Consider the following 16,181-nt stretch of genomic DNA (forward strand, 5'->3'; position numbering starts at 1 on the left):
CGCGCCCCACGAGTGTCCCGGCGATGGCCACGGCTTTGTCCACAGGCGGGAGTTGTCCACAGGCCCGGATACGGTTCGCCCGCATGGGCTACGGTGCGGCGCATGGCAAGTGTGCTCGTGGTCGAGGACGACCAGTTCGTACGCTCGGCCCTCATCCGGCATCTGACCGACGCCGCACACACGGTGCGCAGTGTCGGTACGGCACTTGAGGCGCTGCGCGAGGTCGCCCATTTCCGTTTCGACGTGGTCATCCTGGACCTCGGACTGCCCGACCTGGACGGGTCCGAGGCGCTGAAGATGCTGCGTGGAATCACCGACGTACCGGTGATCATCGCCACCGCGCGGGACGACGAGTCGGAGATCGTCCGCCTGTTGAACGCGGGCGCGGACGACTACCTCACCAAGCCCTTCTCGGTCGACCATCTCTCGGCTCGTATGTCCGCGGTCCTGCGGCGCTCCCGTGCCGCCACCGGCGAGGCACCCCCGTCCTCGGTCCTCCGCGTCGGCGGCCTGACCGTCGACCCGCTGCGCCGCCAGGCGGACCTGGACGGTGTCCGACTCGACCTCACCCGCCGCGAGTTCGACCTCCTCGCCTTCCTGGCCGGGCGCCCCGGTGTCGTCGTCCCGCGCAAGGAACTCCTCGCCGAGGTGTGGCAGCAGTCCTACGGCGACGACCAGACGATCGACGTCCATCTGTCGTGGCTGCGCCGGAAGTTGGGGGAGACGGCGGCCCGGCCGCGCTATCTGCACACCCTGCGGGGTGTCGGCGTGAAGCTGGAGCCACCGGGAGCGGAGTCGCTGCGATGAGGTGGGCACTGGTCAGGGTCTGTCTGGCGATCGCGGCCATGGTCGTCGTCGCCTTCGCGGTGCCGCTCGGCCTGGTCATCAAGGAGATGGCCCGCGACCGCGCCTTCTCGAACGCCGAGCGGGAGGCCGCCGCCGTCGCCCCCGCGCTGTCCATCACCACCGACCGGGACCAGTTGGAGAAGGTCGTCGCCTCGGCGGGCACGGACTCCGGAATGGCCGTCCACATACCGGCGGGGGAGGGGAAGGCCGCCCTCGACATCGGCCGGCAGCGCGCCGCCGGCAAGGACATCGCGACCGTACGGAAGCTGGGCCGCGCCTCCACCACCGAGGTGCCCGGCGGCTCCGTCCTGCTCCAGCCCGTCGCGCTCAGCTCCGGCGAGATATCCGTCGTCGAGGTGTTCGTCCCGGAGTCGGAGGTCAGCAACGGCGTGGGTACGGCCTGGGCGGTGCTCGCCGGGGTCGGCATCGCGCTGATCGTCGGTTCCGTCGCGGTCGCCGACCGGCTGGGCGTACGGATGGTGCAGCCCGCGCAGCGCCTGGTCGAGGGCGCGCACGAACTGGGGGAGGGGAAGCTGGGGGCGCGGGTGCCCGAGGAGGGGCCGACCGAACTGCGGCTGGCGGCGGTCGCGTTCAACTCCATGGCCGACCAGGTCGTACAACTTCTGGCGAACGAGCGGGAGTTGGCGGCCGACCTGTCGCACCGCCTCCGCACACCCCTCACCGTGCTGCGGCTCAACGCGGCCTCGCTCGGGGACGGTCCGGCCGCCGAGCAGACGCGGACCGCCGTCGCACAGCTGGAGCGGGAGGTCGACACCATCATCCGGACCGCGCGCGAGGCCAAGCCGCGGACCGTGGCGGCCGGGCCCGGCGCCGGGTGCGACGCGGCCGAGGTGGTGCGCGAGCGGATGCGGTTCTGGTCCGCGCTCGCCGAGGACGAGGGCCGCAAGGTGCGGGTGGCCGGGGTGGAGCGGCCGGTGCGGATACCCGTGGCCCGCGCCGACCTGGTCGCCGCCCTGGACGCCCTGCTGGGCAATGTGTTCCGGCACACGCCCGAGGGCACCGCCTTCGCGGTCGACGTGCACAACAGCGACGACGCGGTGATCGTGCTCGTCTCGGACGCGGGCTCCGGCATACGGGACCCCGAGGCGGCGATGGCCCGCGGGCGCGGCTCCGGCAATGACGGGTCGACCGGGCTCGGCCTCGACATCGTGCGCAGGCTCGCCGAGTCGACCGGCGGGGACGTCCGGATCGGCTCCTCGATGCTCGGCGGTACCGAGGTGCGGATCTGGATCCAGCTGGACGGGCGGGAGCCGGAGCGCAAGGGGCATCGGGGAGCCGTACGACGGCGTCGGCCCGGCAGATTGGTCTCGACCTTTAACCGTTCCCGATCCCTTCCTTAAGCGCGCCCTAAGATCGCCAACCCCCGTCCGGATCAGGCGCTTTGCCCGATTCCGGATCGCTAGCGTGCTGCCGCACCCACCCCCCAGGCGGACAGCGAAAGCAGGCACGCGATGAGCACCCACCGGCGCAGGATCAGCAACAGGAACAAGGTGATCGGCGGCGCGGTCGCCGCGGCGGTGGTCGGCGGCGGCGCGATCCTGCTGACCGGCGTGGCCCAGGCGGCGAGCGTCGGCGCGGCCTACACCAGGACCAGTGAGTGGTCGACCGGGTACACCGCCCAGTACGTCGTCACCAACACCACCGGTGCCACCAAGAAGGACTGGACGCTGGAGTTCGACCTGCCGTCCGGTTCGAAGCTGAGCTCGCTGTGGAACGCCGAGTCGAGTGTGAGCGGGCAGCACATCACCGTGAAGCCGCCGAAGTGGGACACGGACGGTCTCGCGGCCGGCGAGTCGGTCACGGTCGGCTTCGTGGTCAACGGCACGGGCCAGCCGACGAGTTGTCTCATCGACAACGCCAAGTGCTCGGCCGACGGCACAGCGACCCCCGAGCCGACCGGCCGCCCGACGACCTCGTCGCCGACGCCCACGCCGACCCCCACACCCACCGCCAAGCCGACGCCCACGCCCACCCCGACCCCCACCGCCTCGCCTTCTCCAAGCACCGGCACGACCGCCGCCGGAGGCTTCGCCCCGTACGTCGACACCTCCCTCTACCCGGCCTTCGACCTCCTCGGGAACGTCACCGCGACCGGCGTGAAGAACTACAACCTCGCCTTCATCACCGACGGAGGCGGCTGCACCCCGAAGTGGGGCGGGGTGACGGACCTCGCGAGCGACGGCGTGGCCTCCCAGATCGGCGCGCTGCGCGCCAAGGGCGGCGACGTGCGGGTCTCCTTCGGCGGTGCGTCCGGCTCCGAGCTGGCGACGACGTGCGGTTCGGCGAGCGCGCTGGCGACGGCCTACGGCAAGGTCGTGGACACGTACGGCCTAACGAAGGTCGACTTCGACATCGAGGGCGGCGCGCTGCCCAACACGGCGGCGAACACGATCCGCGCCCAGGCGATAGCAAAACTCCAGCAGCAGCACCCGAATCTGGACGTCTCCTACACCCTTCCGGTGATGCCCGAGGGGCTTACCCAGGACGGTGTGAACCTGTTGTCCAATGCCAAGTCCAACGGCGTGAAAATCGCCACGGTCAACATCATGGCGATGGACTACGGACCGGCTTACAGCGGAGATATGGGAACGTACTCAGAGCAAGCGGCTACCGCTACTCAGGCCCAAGTCAAGAGTTTTCTCGGGCTCTCTGAAAGCGCTGCATGGAAAGCGGTTTCTGTCACGCCGATGATCGGTGTGAACGACGTTTCATCGGAGGTCTTCAAGGTCGACGACGCGACCCAGCTCGTCGCTTTCGTCAAGGCGAAGGGGCTGGGCGGCATCTCGATGTGGTCCGCGACCCGCGACAAGCAGTGCGCCGGCGGGGCCAAGCCCACCGCCGACGCGACCTGCAGCTCGATCGTGCAGGCCCCGTCCGCGTTCTCCAAGGCCTTCTCCGCCTTGCAGTAGTCGCCCCATGCGCCCCAGGAGCCCCTTGCGGCTCCCGCGGCCCCAATCGCCCCACAGCGGACGTATGGCCACTCGGCTGTACGTCCGCTTCTCTTGCTGGTGCATGTCGATTACGTTTCGACAAATGAAGGCGGCGGGTGTTGACGCATGACCAGACATGGGACTGTTATTACGCCACCGTGTTTGGTCGCGTTGGTTTCTGGTCGGTTACGACGACCTGGGGCGTGGCGCATTCCGGCCGAACCCTGTCCGTCAGGAGCCGTTCATGCCCGACTTCTCCCTCCCCGCCGCGAGCCGCCGTTCCGTCCTGCGCGGCATCGGCGGCGCCGCCGTCCTCGGAGCCGGTATCCCCCTGCTGAGCGCCTGTGGCAGCAGTGGCAGCGGGTCCGACTCGAAGACCGTGACGCTCGGGTCCAACGCGTCCGACGCCGTGCCGAAGAAGGCGTTCGCGAGCGTCTACGCGGACTTCAAGAAGACCTCCGGCATTACCGTCAAGGTCAACACGAAGGACCACAACACCTTCCAGGAGCAGATCAACTCCTACCTCCAGGGCACCCCGGACGACGTGTTCAACTGGTTCGCCGGGTACCGCATGCAGTTCTTCGCGGCCAAGAAGCTCGCCACCCCGATCGACGACGTCTGGGCGAAGATCGGGGACAACTTCCCCGACGCGATGAAGAAGCTCAGCAAGGGCGAGGACGGCAAGTACTACTTCGTCCCGCTGACCACGTACCCGTGGGCGATCTTCTACCGCAAGAGCGTCTTCGCGGCGAAGGGCTACACCGTCCCCACCACCTGGGACCAGCTGGTCGCCCTGTGCAAGAAGATGAAGAGCGACGGCCTGGTCCCGATCGCCTTCGGCGACAAGGACGCCTGGCCGGCGATGGGCACCTTCGACCAGATCAACTTCCGCCTCAACGGCTACGACTTCCACAAGGCGCTCATGGCGGGCACCGAGTCGTGGACCGACCCCAAGGTCAAGGCGGTCTTCGACCACTGGTCCGAGCTGCTCCCGTACCACCAGGACGGCTTCATGGGCCGCACCTGGCAGGACGCCGCCCAGGGCCTGGTGGCGAAGAAGGCCGGCATGTACCTCCTGGGCACCTTCGTGGCGCAGCAGTTCACCAACAAGGCCGACCTCGACGACCTCGACTTCTTCGCCTTCCCGGAGATCAACTCCGCGTACGGCCAGGACACCGTCGAGGCGCCCACCGACGGCTTCATGGTCAGCAAGTCCCCGAAGAACCACGACGGTGTCGTGAAGCTCATGGAGTACCTGGGCAGCCCGGCGGCCGAGGAGCTCTACCTCAAGACCGACCCGAGCGTGGTCGCCGCCTCCAGCAAGGCCTCCACCGCCGCGTACTCGCCGCTGCAGAAGAAGGCGTTCGACATGATCGGCGCCGCCAAGAGCCTCACGCAGTTCATGGACCGTGACTCCCGTCCGGACTTCACCTCGACGGTGATGCAGCCCGGTCTGCAGAAGTTCCTCCAGAACCCCAAGGGCGTCGACAGTCTGCTGTCCTCGATCGAGCGCCAGAAGAAGACGATCTTCGCCTCCTCATGATCTCCGAGACGACTACGACGAGCCCGGAGGCGGACGCCGTTCCGCCTCCGGGCCCCGCGCCTGCCAACAAGCGGGTCCCGAAGGGCGCCAAGCGCCTGCTGACCCGCCGTGACCGCATCACGCTCGCCTTCATGGCGGGCGTGCCGACGGTCCTGCACGTGGCCCTGGTCTGGGTCACCGCCCTCGCGTCGATCGCCCTGGCCTTCACCAGCTGGGACGGCATCGGCTTCGACTCGATCAAGTGGGTCGGGCTGGACAACTTCAAGCAGTTGTTCTCCGACAACCCGCAGTTCTGGCCCGCCCTTGAGCACAACGTCATCTGGTTCGTCGTGCTCATCCTGCTGCCGACGCCCTTCGGCCTGTTCCTGGCCGTGCAGCTGGACAAGAACATCCGCTTCAGCCGCGTCTACCAGACCGCGTTCTTCCTGCCGGTCGTCATGTCGCTGGCGGTCACCGGCTTCGTCTGGCAGCTGATCTACAACCCGGACACCGGCCTGATCAACAGCCTCATCGGGGCCAACAAGCCCGGCCACTACATCGACTGGATCGGCGACCCCAAGCTCAACCTGTGGGCCGTCCTGATCGCCGCCTCCTGGCGGCACGCCGGCTACATGATGATCTTGTACCTGGCCGGTCTCAAGGGCGTCGACCCGTCCCTGCGGGAGGCCTCCGCACTGGACGGCGCGAACGAGTGGCAGACGTTCAAGAACGTCATCTTCCCGACGCTGCGCCCCACCAACACGGTCGTCCTGGTCGTCACCATCATCGAGTCGCTGCGCGCCTTCGACCTGGTCTACGTCTTCAACAAGGGCGCCCAGGGCACCGAGCTGCTGTCGATCCTGATCACCAACAACATCATCGGCGAGTCCAGCCGGATCGGTTACGGGTCGGCGATCGCCGTCGTCCTGCTGGTCATCTCCCTCGCGGTCATCATCCCGTACCTGATCGCGACCTTCCGGAAGGAGCGGCGCGCATGACCACCCCCACCGCCGCGCTCGGCGGGAAGCAGCGCACCCCGCTCCGCCCCGCCCGGGTCCTGCTGCACACGTTCCTCGTCGTCACCTCGCTGGCCTGGCTCGCCCCGCTCCTGTGGGCGGTCTACGCGGCCCTGCGCCCGTACTCGGAGACCAGCAACAAGGGGTACGTCTCCTGGCCGGACAAGCTGAACCTCGACAACTTCAAGAACGCGTTCCAGCAGTCCGACATGACGCACTACTTCGTCAACACAGTGATCATCGCGGTCCCGGCCGTGCTGCTCACGCTGCTGCTGGCGTCGATGGTGGCTTTCTACGTCAGCCGCTTCGACTTCCGGTGGAACATCGCCCTGCTGCTGGTGTTCACGGCCGGCAACCTGCTGCCGCAGCAGGTCATCATCACCCCGCTGTACCGCCTGTACCTGCTGATCGACCTGCCGGGCATCACGGCGAGCGGCAAGCTCTACGACTCCGCGCTCGGCCTGGTCCTCATCCACGTGGCGTTCCAGTCCGGCTTCTGCGCGTTCGTGCTCAGCAACTACATGCGGATGCTGCCGACCGAGCTGACCGAGGCGGCCCTCGTGGACGGCGCGTCCGTGTGGCGCCAGTACTGGCAGATCGTGCTGCCGCTGTGCAAGCCGGCGATGGCGGCCCTGGGCACCCTGCTCTCCATCTGGATCTACAACGACTTCTTCTGGGCGATCGTGCTGATCTCGACCGGCGAGAACATGCCGATCACCTCCGCCCTGAACAACCTCTCCGGCCAGTACTTCACCGACCCCAACCTGGTCGCGGCCGGCGCCCTGCTCACCGCGATCCCGACCCTGATCGTGTACTTCGCGCTCCAGCGCCAGTTCGTCAGCGGTCTCACGCTGGGCGCCAACAAGGGCTGACGCCACTCCGGTCCAGCCCTTCCCGTTGAAAGAGAACCACCGTGCACGACCACCCCTTCACCGCGCTCGCCTCCGTCCCCGTGAATCCGCGCACCGCCCGGGTCCACGAGGAGGGCTGGCAGTCCTGGAGCCCGAGCGGCGCCTACCCCCTCGGGGCGCGGCCGTACCGGCCGGCCAACGCCAACTGGGCGACGGTGTGCTACCGCCCCGGTGCCACCGTCCCCGCCGATGTCTTCCAGGGCGAGGGTCTGCTCGCCCTCGACCCCGGCGACGGCTCACCGACCCGCCTGTGGGCGGCGGTCGACCCGACCGGATCGGTCCCGTCCATCCGGCTGTCGGTACGGGACGGGGTGGCGGAGATCGCCGCCGACGGCCCGGTGAAGGAGTGGACGGGGTCCGGCATCCAGTCGGTGCTGGGGGACTGGGCCGACAGCCTGGCCCTGCCGTCCCTCCGCCCCGCGCCCACGGTCTGGTGCTCCTGGTACGAGTACTTCACCGCCGTCACCGAGGACGACATCCACGAGAACCTGCGCGCGATGGACACCCTCGACCTGCCCATCGACGTCGTCCAGATCGACGACGGCTATCAGAAGGCGCTGGGCGACTGGCTGACCCTCTCCGGCCGCTTCCGCTCACGGGCCGGCATCGCCGACACGATCCGCGCGCGTGGCCGCAGGGCGGGCATCTGGACGGCCCCCTTCCTGGTCGACCCGGCGAGCGACCTGGCCGCCGAACACCCCGAGTGGCTGGTGCGCGACCCGGCGGGCGGCTTCGCCCACGCCGGCCGCAACTGGGGCCACGACCTCTGCGTTCTGGACCCCACCCACCCCGGCGCGGCGGCGTACCTGACCGAGGTCTACGCCACCCTCCGCACCGAGGGCTACGACTACTTCAAGGCCGACTTCCTCTACGCCGGCGCCCTGGACGGCGTACGCCACAAGGAAGTTGACGCCATCGAGGCCTACCGGGCCGGGATCGCCCTGATCCGAGAGGCGATCGGCCCGGACGCCTACCTGCTGGGCTGCGGGGCGCCGATCCTCCCCTCCATCGGCCTGTTCGACGCGATGCGGGTCAGCCCCGACACAGCACCGCACCGCCGCCCCGAGGCCGACGACCACTCCCAACCCGGCCAGGATTCCGCCGAGTTCACGGGATTCGCCCGCCAGTGGCAGCACGGCCGCCTCTGGACCAACGACCCCGACTGCCTCATGGCCCGCCCGGCCGTGGAGACCCGCGAACGCTGGGCGGCCCATGTCGAGGCCACCGGCGGCCTGATGGCGTCGAGCGACCGCCTGCTGTCTCTGGACCAGTGGGGTGTGGCGACAACCCGTCGCCTCCTGACGGGAGTTGAACAATGACCATTGCCTACGGCGGCGACTACAACCCCGAGCAGTGGCCCGAGGAGGTCTGGGCCGAGGACATGCGGCTCATGGCCGAGGCCGGGGTGACCATGGTCAGCGTCGGCATTTTCTCGTGGGCGCTGCTGGAACCGGCCGAGGGCGAGTACGACTTCACGCTCCTGGACAAGGTCCTGGACCTGCTCCAACAGCACGGCATCCAGGCCGACTTGGCGACCCCGACGGCGGCACCCCCGGCCTGGTTCTTCCGCGCCCACCCCGAGGCACTGCCGGTGGACCGGGACGGCCGCAGACTGTCGTACGGCAGCCGCCAGACGTTCTGCCCCTCCAGCCCCGCATACCGTACGGCCGCGTTGCGCATCGCGGGCGAACTGGCGCGGCGCTACGCAGCTCACCCCGCGGTCGCGATGTGGCACATCCACAACGAGTACGGCTGCCACAACCCGGCCTGCTACTGCGACGAGAGCGCCGAGGCGTTCCGGGTGTGGCTGCGCGCGAAGTACGGCGACAGCCTCCCGGCGCTCAACGACGCCTGGGGCACGGCCTTCTGGAGTCAGTGGTACTACGACTGGGCGGAGATCCTGCCCCCGCGCGCCACGGGCGCGGTCCCCAACCCGACCCACCAGCTGGACTGGCGCCGCTTCTGCAGCGACGCGCTCCTGTCGCTGTACAAGGCGGAACGGGAGGTACTGCGCGAGGCGGCCCCTGCGATCCCGGCCACCACCAACTTCATGGTGATGTTCAACTTCGACGCGCTGGACTACTGGCGGTGGGCACCGGAGTTGGACGTCGTCTCGAACGACCACTACCTCCGCTCCACGGACCCCGAGTCGGAGATCGACATCGCGATGAGCGGCGACCTGGTCCGTTCGCTGGCGGGCGGCCGGCCCTGGCTGCTGATGGAGCACTCGACCGGCGCGGTGAACTGGCAGCCGGTCAACAGGGCCAAGAACCCCGGTGAGTTGAGACGCAACGCGCTCGCCCATGTCGCGCACGGCGCGGACGGCATCGCCTACTTCCAGTGGCGGGCGGCGAAGGCGGGCGCCGAACAGTGGCACTCGGCGATGCTGCCGCACGCGGGGACGGACAGCGCGATCTGGCGGGACGTGGTCCAACTGGGCGCGGACCTGCGGTCGTTGGCGGAGGTGCGGGGCAGCACGGGCACGGCATCAGTCGCAGTGGTCTGGGACTGGAACGCCCGCTGGGCCCTGGAACTGCCGTCCCAGCCCAGCGAGGAGGTCCGCTACCTGGACCAAGTCCGCTCCTGGTACGAGCCGTTGTGGCGGTCGGGCATCGCGATGGACTTCGTCCGCCCCGACGCGGACCTGTCGCCGTACCGCCTGGTCCTGGCCCCCAGCCTGTACCTGGTGGACGACGCCGGCGCGGCCAACCTCTCCGACTTCGCGTCGTCCGGCGGCACGCTCGCGGTGGGCTTCCACAGTGGGGCCGTGGACGAGAACTGTCATGTGCGGCTGGGCGGTTACCCAGGCGCCTTCAGAGACGCGCTGGGCGTCCGGACGGATGAACTGTTCCCGCTGCTGCCCGGGGATTCCCTCGGACTGAGCAGCGGCGGCGGTACGGCGTCCTTGTGGTCGGAGCGGGTCGCCCTGGCGGGCGCCGAGGCGATCACGTCGTACGCGGAGGGCCCGTTGACCGGCATCCCGGCGGTGACGCGGAACGCGTACGGCACGGGCACGGCCTGGTACCTGGCCACGCAGCCCGACCCGGCGACCCTCGCCGGGCTCCTGGACCTCATCCGCCGTGAGGCGGGAGTTGAGCCGGTGCGGGTGACGCCGGACGGCGTGGAGGCGGTGCTGCGGCGCGGGGCGGACGCGGACTATCTGTTCCTCATCGACCACGCGGGGACGGGCGCGGAGGTGCCGGTCGCGTCCGGGGCGGCCGAACTCCTCACAGGCGAGGGTGAGTTGGGCGGCTCGGTGAGTGTTCCGCCGGGCGGAGTCGCGGTCGTCCGGGAGCCACGCAGGCCCTAGCTCAGAACGGCCCGGGCCCGCCGAACCCCCCGAACCCGCCGGGTCCACCGGGCCCGCCGCCGAACATCCCTCCATGCGGCCCGTGATGGTGGAAGCCGTCGAAGAGCGCGTCCGCGAGCAGCATGCCGCCGACTCCCGCGGCGCCCGCGACGAGGGCGGTCTTCCACCATGGGGCGCTGTACCAACCCCCGGCCATGGAACGGCCGTTGACGACCCCGCCGGGGTAGTAGTACGGCGTGTTCGCACCGGGTTGCGCGGACGCGGTGTACGTCTGCCCGCCGACCGTGACCTGACCGCCGGCACCCTGCGCGGGCAACTCGGGCCCCGGGTCGAGCCCCAGCGCGGTGCGGGCGCTGCGGATGTGGTGCAGTCCCTCGATGGCGGTCTGCGTCACCAGCCCGTACTGCATCGGCGAGTAGGCGACGGCGAGTTGCCCCTCGGCGGCACGGTGCCGCTCGGCGGCGTCGGCGAGGGCCTGGCGGGCGGCCGTGTTGCCACCCGCGTCCAGCGTGGACAGACTCCCGCCGAGCCGCTCCACCCAGCGGGTGGCCTCGGCGCCCGCGTCGGCGTCGTAGACCTGCTGCGCGTTCCCGGCTCCGTATCGCGAACTCCCGCCGCCCGCCTGCCGTTTGCCGTAGGCGACCGCGCCGCCGACGATCAGGGCCAGCAGCACCAACACGATGAAAAACATGACGTCCTCCCGTCTGCGCCGGGATCGAATCACCCGTACACAGGGATCAGACGCCTTGGGGCTGAGAGGCTGCTGCGGGGGGTCTGAGGGGCAACTGTGAAAGGCCGCGAGACCTCAGTGGCGCAGCGGGCCGACCACGTCCTCGACCACCCGCAACGCCTCCCCGTTCCGCACGAGTTCGGCGATGTGCTCGATGTCGGCGTGGAAGCCCCGGTCCTCGTCGACGGTCGGCACCGTCTCCCGGATCCTGGCCCGCAAGGCCTCCGCGGCCGGGGAGGGCGTGAGCGGTGCGAGCAGGTCGAGGGCCTGGGTCGCGCACATCAGCTCGATCGCGACGACGTAGGTGAGCTTGTGGGCCGCGCGGTAGGCCTTCAGGGCGGCCAAGTAGCCGTTGCTGACCGCGTCTTCCTGGTTGGCCGAGGTGGTGACGTTGTCGGCGGACGCGGGGACTGCCATGCCCCGCAGTTCCATCGTCAGGGCGGCGGCCGTGTACTGCGCGATCATGTAGCCGCTGTTGAGGCCGGGCTTCGGCGCCAGGAAGGCGGGCAGCTCGCTGAAGTTGCTGTTGACCATGCGGTCGGTACGGCGTTCGGAGACCTTGGCCAGGACCGTCATCGCGTTGACCATGGTGTCGGCCTGGATACCGACGTAGGTGCTGTCGCAGTTGGCTCCGCTCAGCGCGACCCCGTCCTCGCCCTCGGGGTGGATGACCGGGTTGTCGCCCACGGAGTGCAGTTCCTCGACGATGACCTCCCGGGCCTGCGCGAGCGCCCGCTTCGCGCCGCCGTGGATCTGCGGGACGGCGCGCAGGGAGAGGCTGTCCTGGAGCCGGTGGTCGAGGAACGTGGCGCTGATCGCGCTGGACGCGGTGAGCCGTCGTAGGTTGTCCGCCACGGCGGCCTGCTCGGGGTGCCGTTTGCGGGCCTGCAATCGGGCGTCGTAGGCGCGGACCGTGCCCTTCAGTGCCTGTACCGACAGGCTCGCGGCGATGTCGGCGGTGGTCGCCGCGAGGCCGGCGTCGTGGGCGGCGAGGACGGCTATCGCGGTGACCGAGTGCGTGCCGTTCGTCAGCGACAGCCCCTCCTTGCAGGCGAGCCGGGTCGGCTGCTCGCCGATGCGGGCCAACGCCTCGGCGCCGGGGAGGAGTTGGCCGCCGTAGGATGCCCGGCCCTCGCCCAGGAGCACGAGGGCCATGTGGGCCTCGGGGGCGAGGTAGCCGACGGAGCCCTCGCCGGGGACGTGGGGGGTGACGCCGGCGTTGAGCATGCGCCGGATCAGTTCCAGGGTCTCGAAGCGGATGCCGGAGAAGCCCTCGCCGAGGCCGACCAGTTCCATGAGCGCGATGGCTCGGACTATCTCGTTGGGGAGCGGTTCGCCCACGGACACGGCGTGCGAGCGGACTATGTTGCGCTGGAGTTGTTCAGCGTCCGCCGGGTCGACGACCTCCGTGACGTTGTCGCCGAAGCCGGTGGTGACGCCGTAGACGAGGCGGTTCTCGGCGAGGAAGCGTTCGATCAGCGTGCGGGACTTGCGGACCCGGTCGACGTAGGTCGCGTCGAACTCGACCCGGGCGCCGTGCCGGGTGACGGCGACGAACTGCTCGATGGTGATCGGGTCCTCGCCCAAGGTGACAGCGGCCATGGACATCTCCCCGCGCTTGACGTGCATCCATTCACTTGCGTGGCGAATGAATCACTTTATTTGGGGCTTGGCAAGGGAGGGCGGGACTTCACCGCGTGGAGGAGGGCGGCGAGGGTGTGGGGTGCGAGCGTGGCGATGCGGTGGGGGTGGTCGCTCTCGCGGAGGTGGATGTGGGGGCCGGTCGCCGCTGCCGCCAGCTCCACGCACTCGCCTTCGCCGCCGGTGCTGAACGACGACTTCTGCCAGACGAGCTGAGGCATGGCGGGTCCTTTCACAGGGCGTACATGACGTGCTGGATCAGGCTCAGCGAGTCGCGTGACTCGTGCGACTCCGGCGCGGATTCCGGGTCGACCGGCGCCAGCGCCAGCTTCGAGAGTCGCTCGAACATCTTGGCGTACTCGTCGAGTTGCTCTCCATCCCGCAGGAAGAGCGAGTTCGTCGGATGCTCCAGGTAGACCGTGTCCAGTTCAGGGGCCCCGCCGCCGAAGACGACGAAGGAGCGGGTGTGCGCGGAGTAGACGCCGGCTTCGAACGGGTAGATCTGAACGATCACGTTGGGCAGTCTGGAGACTTCCATCAGCCGCAACAATTGCCTGCGCATGACAGCCGGGCCGCCCACGCGCGTGTGGAGCGCGGATTCGTGGATGACAGCGCGGTACGTGACGGGTGAGTCGCCGGTCAGCACGCGCTGGCGGGCCAGGCGGAACTCGGCGTATCGGTCGGCGTGTTGAGGGGCTGACTCGGTGGCGGCCAGCACCGCCCGGGCGTACTCGTCGGTCTGCAGCATGCCGGGGATCACGAGGGGGTTGTGGGTGCGCAGCACTGTCGACCGGGATTCCAGCTCGGCCAGGTTCCGCGCCGCCGGGCCGATCGTGTCGTTGAACTCGTCCCACCACCCTTTGCCGCTCTCCTGGGCCATCGCCATGATCCCGTCGAACAGGGGGCCGGGCGGGCAGTCGTATTCGCGCAGGAGCATGTAGAGGCGGTTGCGTGAGACGTCGATGCGGCCCGCCTCGATGTTGCTGATCCGGGTGCGGTCGGCGTCGAGCAGTTCGCCGGCCCGGTCGCCGGACAGCCCGGCACGGTTGCGCAGTTTGCGGAGTTCCAGGCCGAGTCGCCGCTGACGCTCGCTGGGGTTGTTCCTGGGTGGCATGAGTGACCTCCTGCGGGCAGTCTGCACAGCCGAACTCCCTTGGAGCACAAGGTTGTTCGGCGGTCACTCACAAGGGTGACGCGGTGGGTAAACGGTTGCAACTTCCGAAACGGATTCCCTACCGTCATCGACAACCGCACCCCCGGAAGTACCGCCACCCACAAGCCGGTTGCCCCTCCGAAGGAGAAGCCCCTCCATGGACGACGACCCCCGATGCCTCCCCGACGTCTCCCTCGTCTTCCCGCCCCACCCCGCCTGGGTCCGCACCGCCCGTGAAACGGTCCGCACCCTCCTCGCCACATCTCGCCGCCCCGAACTCACCGACACGGCCTTGCTGCTGACCTCGGAAGCCGTCACCAACGCCATCAACGCCTGCAAGCTGGACGGCAACCTAACCCCCGTAACCCTCTACGCAGGTTGGTCCAACCCCCACAGCTTCCGCGTCCTCGTCCACGACGAGGCCCCGGGCGTCCCCACCTGCCGTACCCCCCGTCCCCACCGACGAGGACGGCCGCGGCATTCAGCTCATCGCGTACGGCGCCGACGCCTGGGGCGTGTGCACGCACGGGCCCGGCCGGGGGAAGGCGACCTGGTTCGAGCTGGGGGACCGGTGACACGGACGAGGAACCGCGGGCCTCGACAACCCCGCCGGGGCGCGGCACGTCCCCTAGGCGTGCCGCGCCCCGTCCCCCGGAGTCCCCCGTCGGTCAGGCTTCCCCCGCCGTCGGCAGTACGCCCGTCCGCGCCGCCTCCCCGTACCACCGCGCGCTCGACTTGGGCGTCCGCTCCAGCGTCGCGTAGTCCACGTACACCGCCCCGAACCGCTTCTCGTAGCCGTACGCCCACTCGAAGTTGTCCATCAGGGACCAGAGGTAGTAGCCGCGTACGTCCGCGCCGTCCGCGATGGCCCGCCGTACGGCCGACAGGTGGCCGTGGAGGTACGCGATCCGCTCGGGATCGTGCACGCGGCCCTCCGGGTCCGGCTTGTCGTCGTAGGCCGCGCCGTTCTCGGTCACGTACAGCGGCAGGCCCGGTGCCTCCCTCGTGTACCGCATGATCAGGTCGTAGAGGCCCGTCGGGTCGATCGTCCAGCCCATCTCCGTGCGCTCGCCCGGGGTTTGGAGGAACGCCACGTCGTCCGCGCCCGGCCAGGGGGAGTGCGCGCTCGCGCCATGGCCGTCGGCGCGCGGGCCCGCCGAGGCCGAGGCCGCCGCCTCCACCAGCGTCGGGGTGTAGTAGTTCAACCCCAGTGCGTCCAAAGGCTGGTGAATCAGCGTCAGGTCGTTGTCGAGGACGTACGACCAGTCCGTGATCGACCTCGTCGCGTCGAAGAGGGACTGCGGATACGAACCGTGCAGCATCGGCCCGTGGAACACCCCGTTGGCCAGGTCGTCGATCTTCCGGGCCGCCGCCAGGTCCGCCGGTGACTGCGAAGCGGGCCTGACCACAGACGAGTTGAGGCTCACCGCGATCGAGTTGCGGGCCGGAATCGCGGACCGCAGCGCCGAAGTGGCCAGCCCGTGCGCCAAGTTCAGGTGATGGGCCGCTCGTAGCGACGCCGCCGCGTCCGTACGACCCGGTGCGTGCACCCCGGAGCCGTAGCCCAGGAACGCGCTGCACCACGGCTCGTTGAGCGTGATCCACTGCTCCACCCGGTCGCCCAGCGCCTCGCCCACGATCTGCGCGTACTCGGCGAAGCGGTACGCCGTGTCGCGCTCCGGCCAGCCGCCCGCGTCCTCCAACTCCTGCGGCAGGTCCCAGTGGTAGAGGGTGAGGGCCGGCTTGATGCCGACCGCCAGCAACTCGTCCACCAGGCGGCGGTAGAAGTCGAGGCCCACCTGCACCGCCGGGCCCCGGCCGGTCGGCTGCACCCGTGACCAGGAGACCGAGAAGCGGTACGCCGTCAGGCCCAGGTCCGCCATCAGCGCCACGTCGTCGCGGTAGCGGTGGTAGTGGTCGACAGCGATGTCACCGTGCTCACCACCGGCCGTACGGCCCGGCGTATGACTGAAGGTGTCCCAGATCGAGGGCGTACGGCCGTCCTCCCGCACCGCCCCCTCGATCTGGTACGCGGAGGTCGCGGCGCCCCAGAGGAAGGCGGGAGGAAAGGTCACGGGGGTCACGGGCTCAGGCATGGAAG

The 16,181-nt window shown here is 69.5% G+C and carries 13 protein-coding genes; 8 read left to right on the forward strand and 5 right to left on the reverse strand.

The annotated features are described in order from the left end of the window. The first annotated feature begins 102 nt into the window (after nucleotides 1-102). The 8 genes from OC490_RS12400 (at nucleotide 103) to OC490_RS12435 (ending at nucleotide 10,556) form a co-directional block, all read left to right on the forward strand. Nucleotides 103-807, forward strand: coding sequence for a response regulator transcription factor (locus OC490_RS12400; protein ID WP_262057951.1), 705 nt, complete (start codon nucleotides 103-105; stop codon nucleotides 805-807). Continuing rightward, nucleotides 804-2,207 carry a sensor histidine kinase gene (locus tag OC490_RS12405; RefSeq protein ID WP_262057952.1) on the forward strand — a complete coding sequence of 468 codons (1,404 nt, stop codon included), beginning with the start codon at nucleotides 804-806 and terminating at the stop codon, nucleotides 2,205-2,207. The genes OC490_RS12400 and OC490_RS12405 overlap by 4 nt, the downstream gene beginning before the upstream one ends. A 111-nt stretch (nucleotides 2,208-2,318) precedes the next feature. Next, nucleotides 2,319-3,776: a cellulose binding domain-containing protein gene (locus OC490_RS12410; RefSeq protein ID WP_262057953.1), complete on the forward strand. Its 1,458-nt coding sequence runs from the start codon at nucleotides 2,319-2,321 to the stop codon at nucleotides 3,774-3,776. 265 nt (nucleotides 3,777-4,041) lie between these two features. Next, complete coding sequence (locus tag OC490_RS12415; RefSeq protein ID WP_262057954.1) at nucleotides 4,042-5,340, forward strand: ABC transporter substrate-binding protein; 1,299 nt, start codon at nucleotides 4,042-4,044, stop codon at nucleotides 5,338-5,340. Beyond that, nucleotides 5,337-6,317, forward strand: coding sequence for a carbohydrate ABC transporter permease (locus OC490_RS12420; protein ID WP_262057955.1), 981 nt, complete (start codon nucleotides 5,337-5,339; stop codon nucleotides 6,315-6,317). The genes OC490_RS12415 and OC490_RS12420 overlap by 4 nt, the downstream gene beginning before the upstream one ends. Then, nucleotides 6,314-7,207: a carbohydrate ABC transporter permease gene (locus tag OC490_RS12425; protein ID WP_262057956.1), complete on the forward strand. Its 894-nt coding sequence runs from the start codon at nucleotides 6,314-6,316 to the stop codon at nucleotides 7,205-7,207. Before OC490_RS12420 ends, OC490_RS12425 begins: the two co-directional genes overlap by 4 nt. 41 nt (nucleotides 7,208-7,248) lie before the next feature. Further along, nucleotides 7,249-8,565: a glycoside hydrolase family 36 protein gene (locus OC490_RS12430; protein ID WP_262057957.1), complete on the forward strand. Its 1,317-nt coding sequence runs from the start codon at nucleotides 7,249-7,251 to the stop codon at nucleotides 8,563-8,565. After that, a complete protein-coding gene (locus OC490_RS12435) occupies nucleotides 8,562-10,556 on the forward strand; it encodes a beta-galactosidase (protein WP_262057958.1) in 1,995 nt (664 codons plus the stop codon). Before OC490_RS12430 ends, OC490_RS12435 begins: the two co-directional genes overlap by 4 nt. Before the next feature lies 1 nt (nucleotide 10,557). Here OC490_RS12435 and OC490_RS12440 read toward each other — a convergent pair whose 3' ends face one another. The 5 genes from OC490_RS12440 to OC490_RS12465 all read right to left on the reverse strand — a co-directional run bounded on the left by OC490_RS12440 (nucleotide 10,558) and on the right by OC490_RS12465 (nucleotide 16,176). After that, nucleotides 10,558-11,247, reverse strand: coding sequence for a hypothetical protein (locus OC490_RS12440; protein ID WP_262057959.1), 690 nt, complete (start codon nucleotides 11,245-11,247; stop codon nucleotides 10,558-10,560). A 114-nt stretch (nucleotides 11,248-11,361) separates the two neighbouring features. Next, the gene (gene hutH, locus OC490_RS12445; RefSeq protein ID WP_262057960.1) at nucleotides 11,362-12,888 is read right to left on the reverse strand and encodes a histidine ammonia-lyase; all 1,527 of its coding nucleotides are present in this window, start codon (nucleotides 12,886-12,888) and stop codon (nucleotides 11,362-11,364) included. Between the two features lie 56 nt (nucleotides 12,889-12,944). Next, the gene (locus tag OC490_RS12450; protein WP_262057961.1) at nucleotides 12,945-13,148 is read right to left on the reverse strand and encodes a DUF397 domain-containing protein; all 204 of its coding nucleotides are present in this window, start codon (nucleotides 13,146-13,148) and stop codon (nucleotides 12,945-12,947) included. 11 nt (nucleotides 13,149-13,159) lie between these two features. Further along, nucleotides 13,160-14,041 carry a helix-turn-helix domain-containing protein gene (locus OC490_RS12455; protein ID WP_262057962.1) on the reverse strand — a complete coding sequence of 294 codons (882 nt, stop codon included), beginning with the start codon at nucleotides 14,039-14,041 and terminating at the stop codon, nucleotides 13,160-13,162. 707 nt (nucleotides 14,042-14,748) lie between these two features. Continuing rightward, nucleotides 14,749-16,176, reverse strand: coding sequence for a GH1 family beta-glucosidase (locus OC490_RS12465; RefSeq protein WP_262057963.1), 1,428 nt, complete (start codon nucleotides 16,174-16,176; stop codon nucleotides 14,749-14,751). Between the last annotated feature and the right edge of the window lie 5 nt (nucleotides 16,177-16,181).

This window comes from Streptomyces sp. STR69, from assembly GCF_024519455.1.
Taxonomy (GTDB): Bacteria; Actinomycetota; Actinomycetes; order Streptomycetales; family Streptomycetaceae; genus Streptomyces.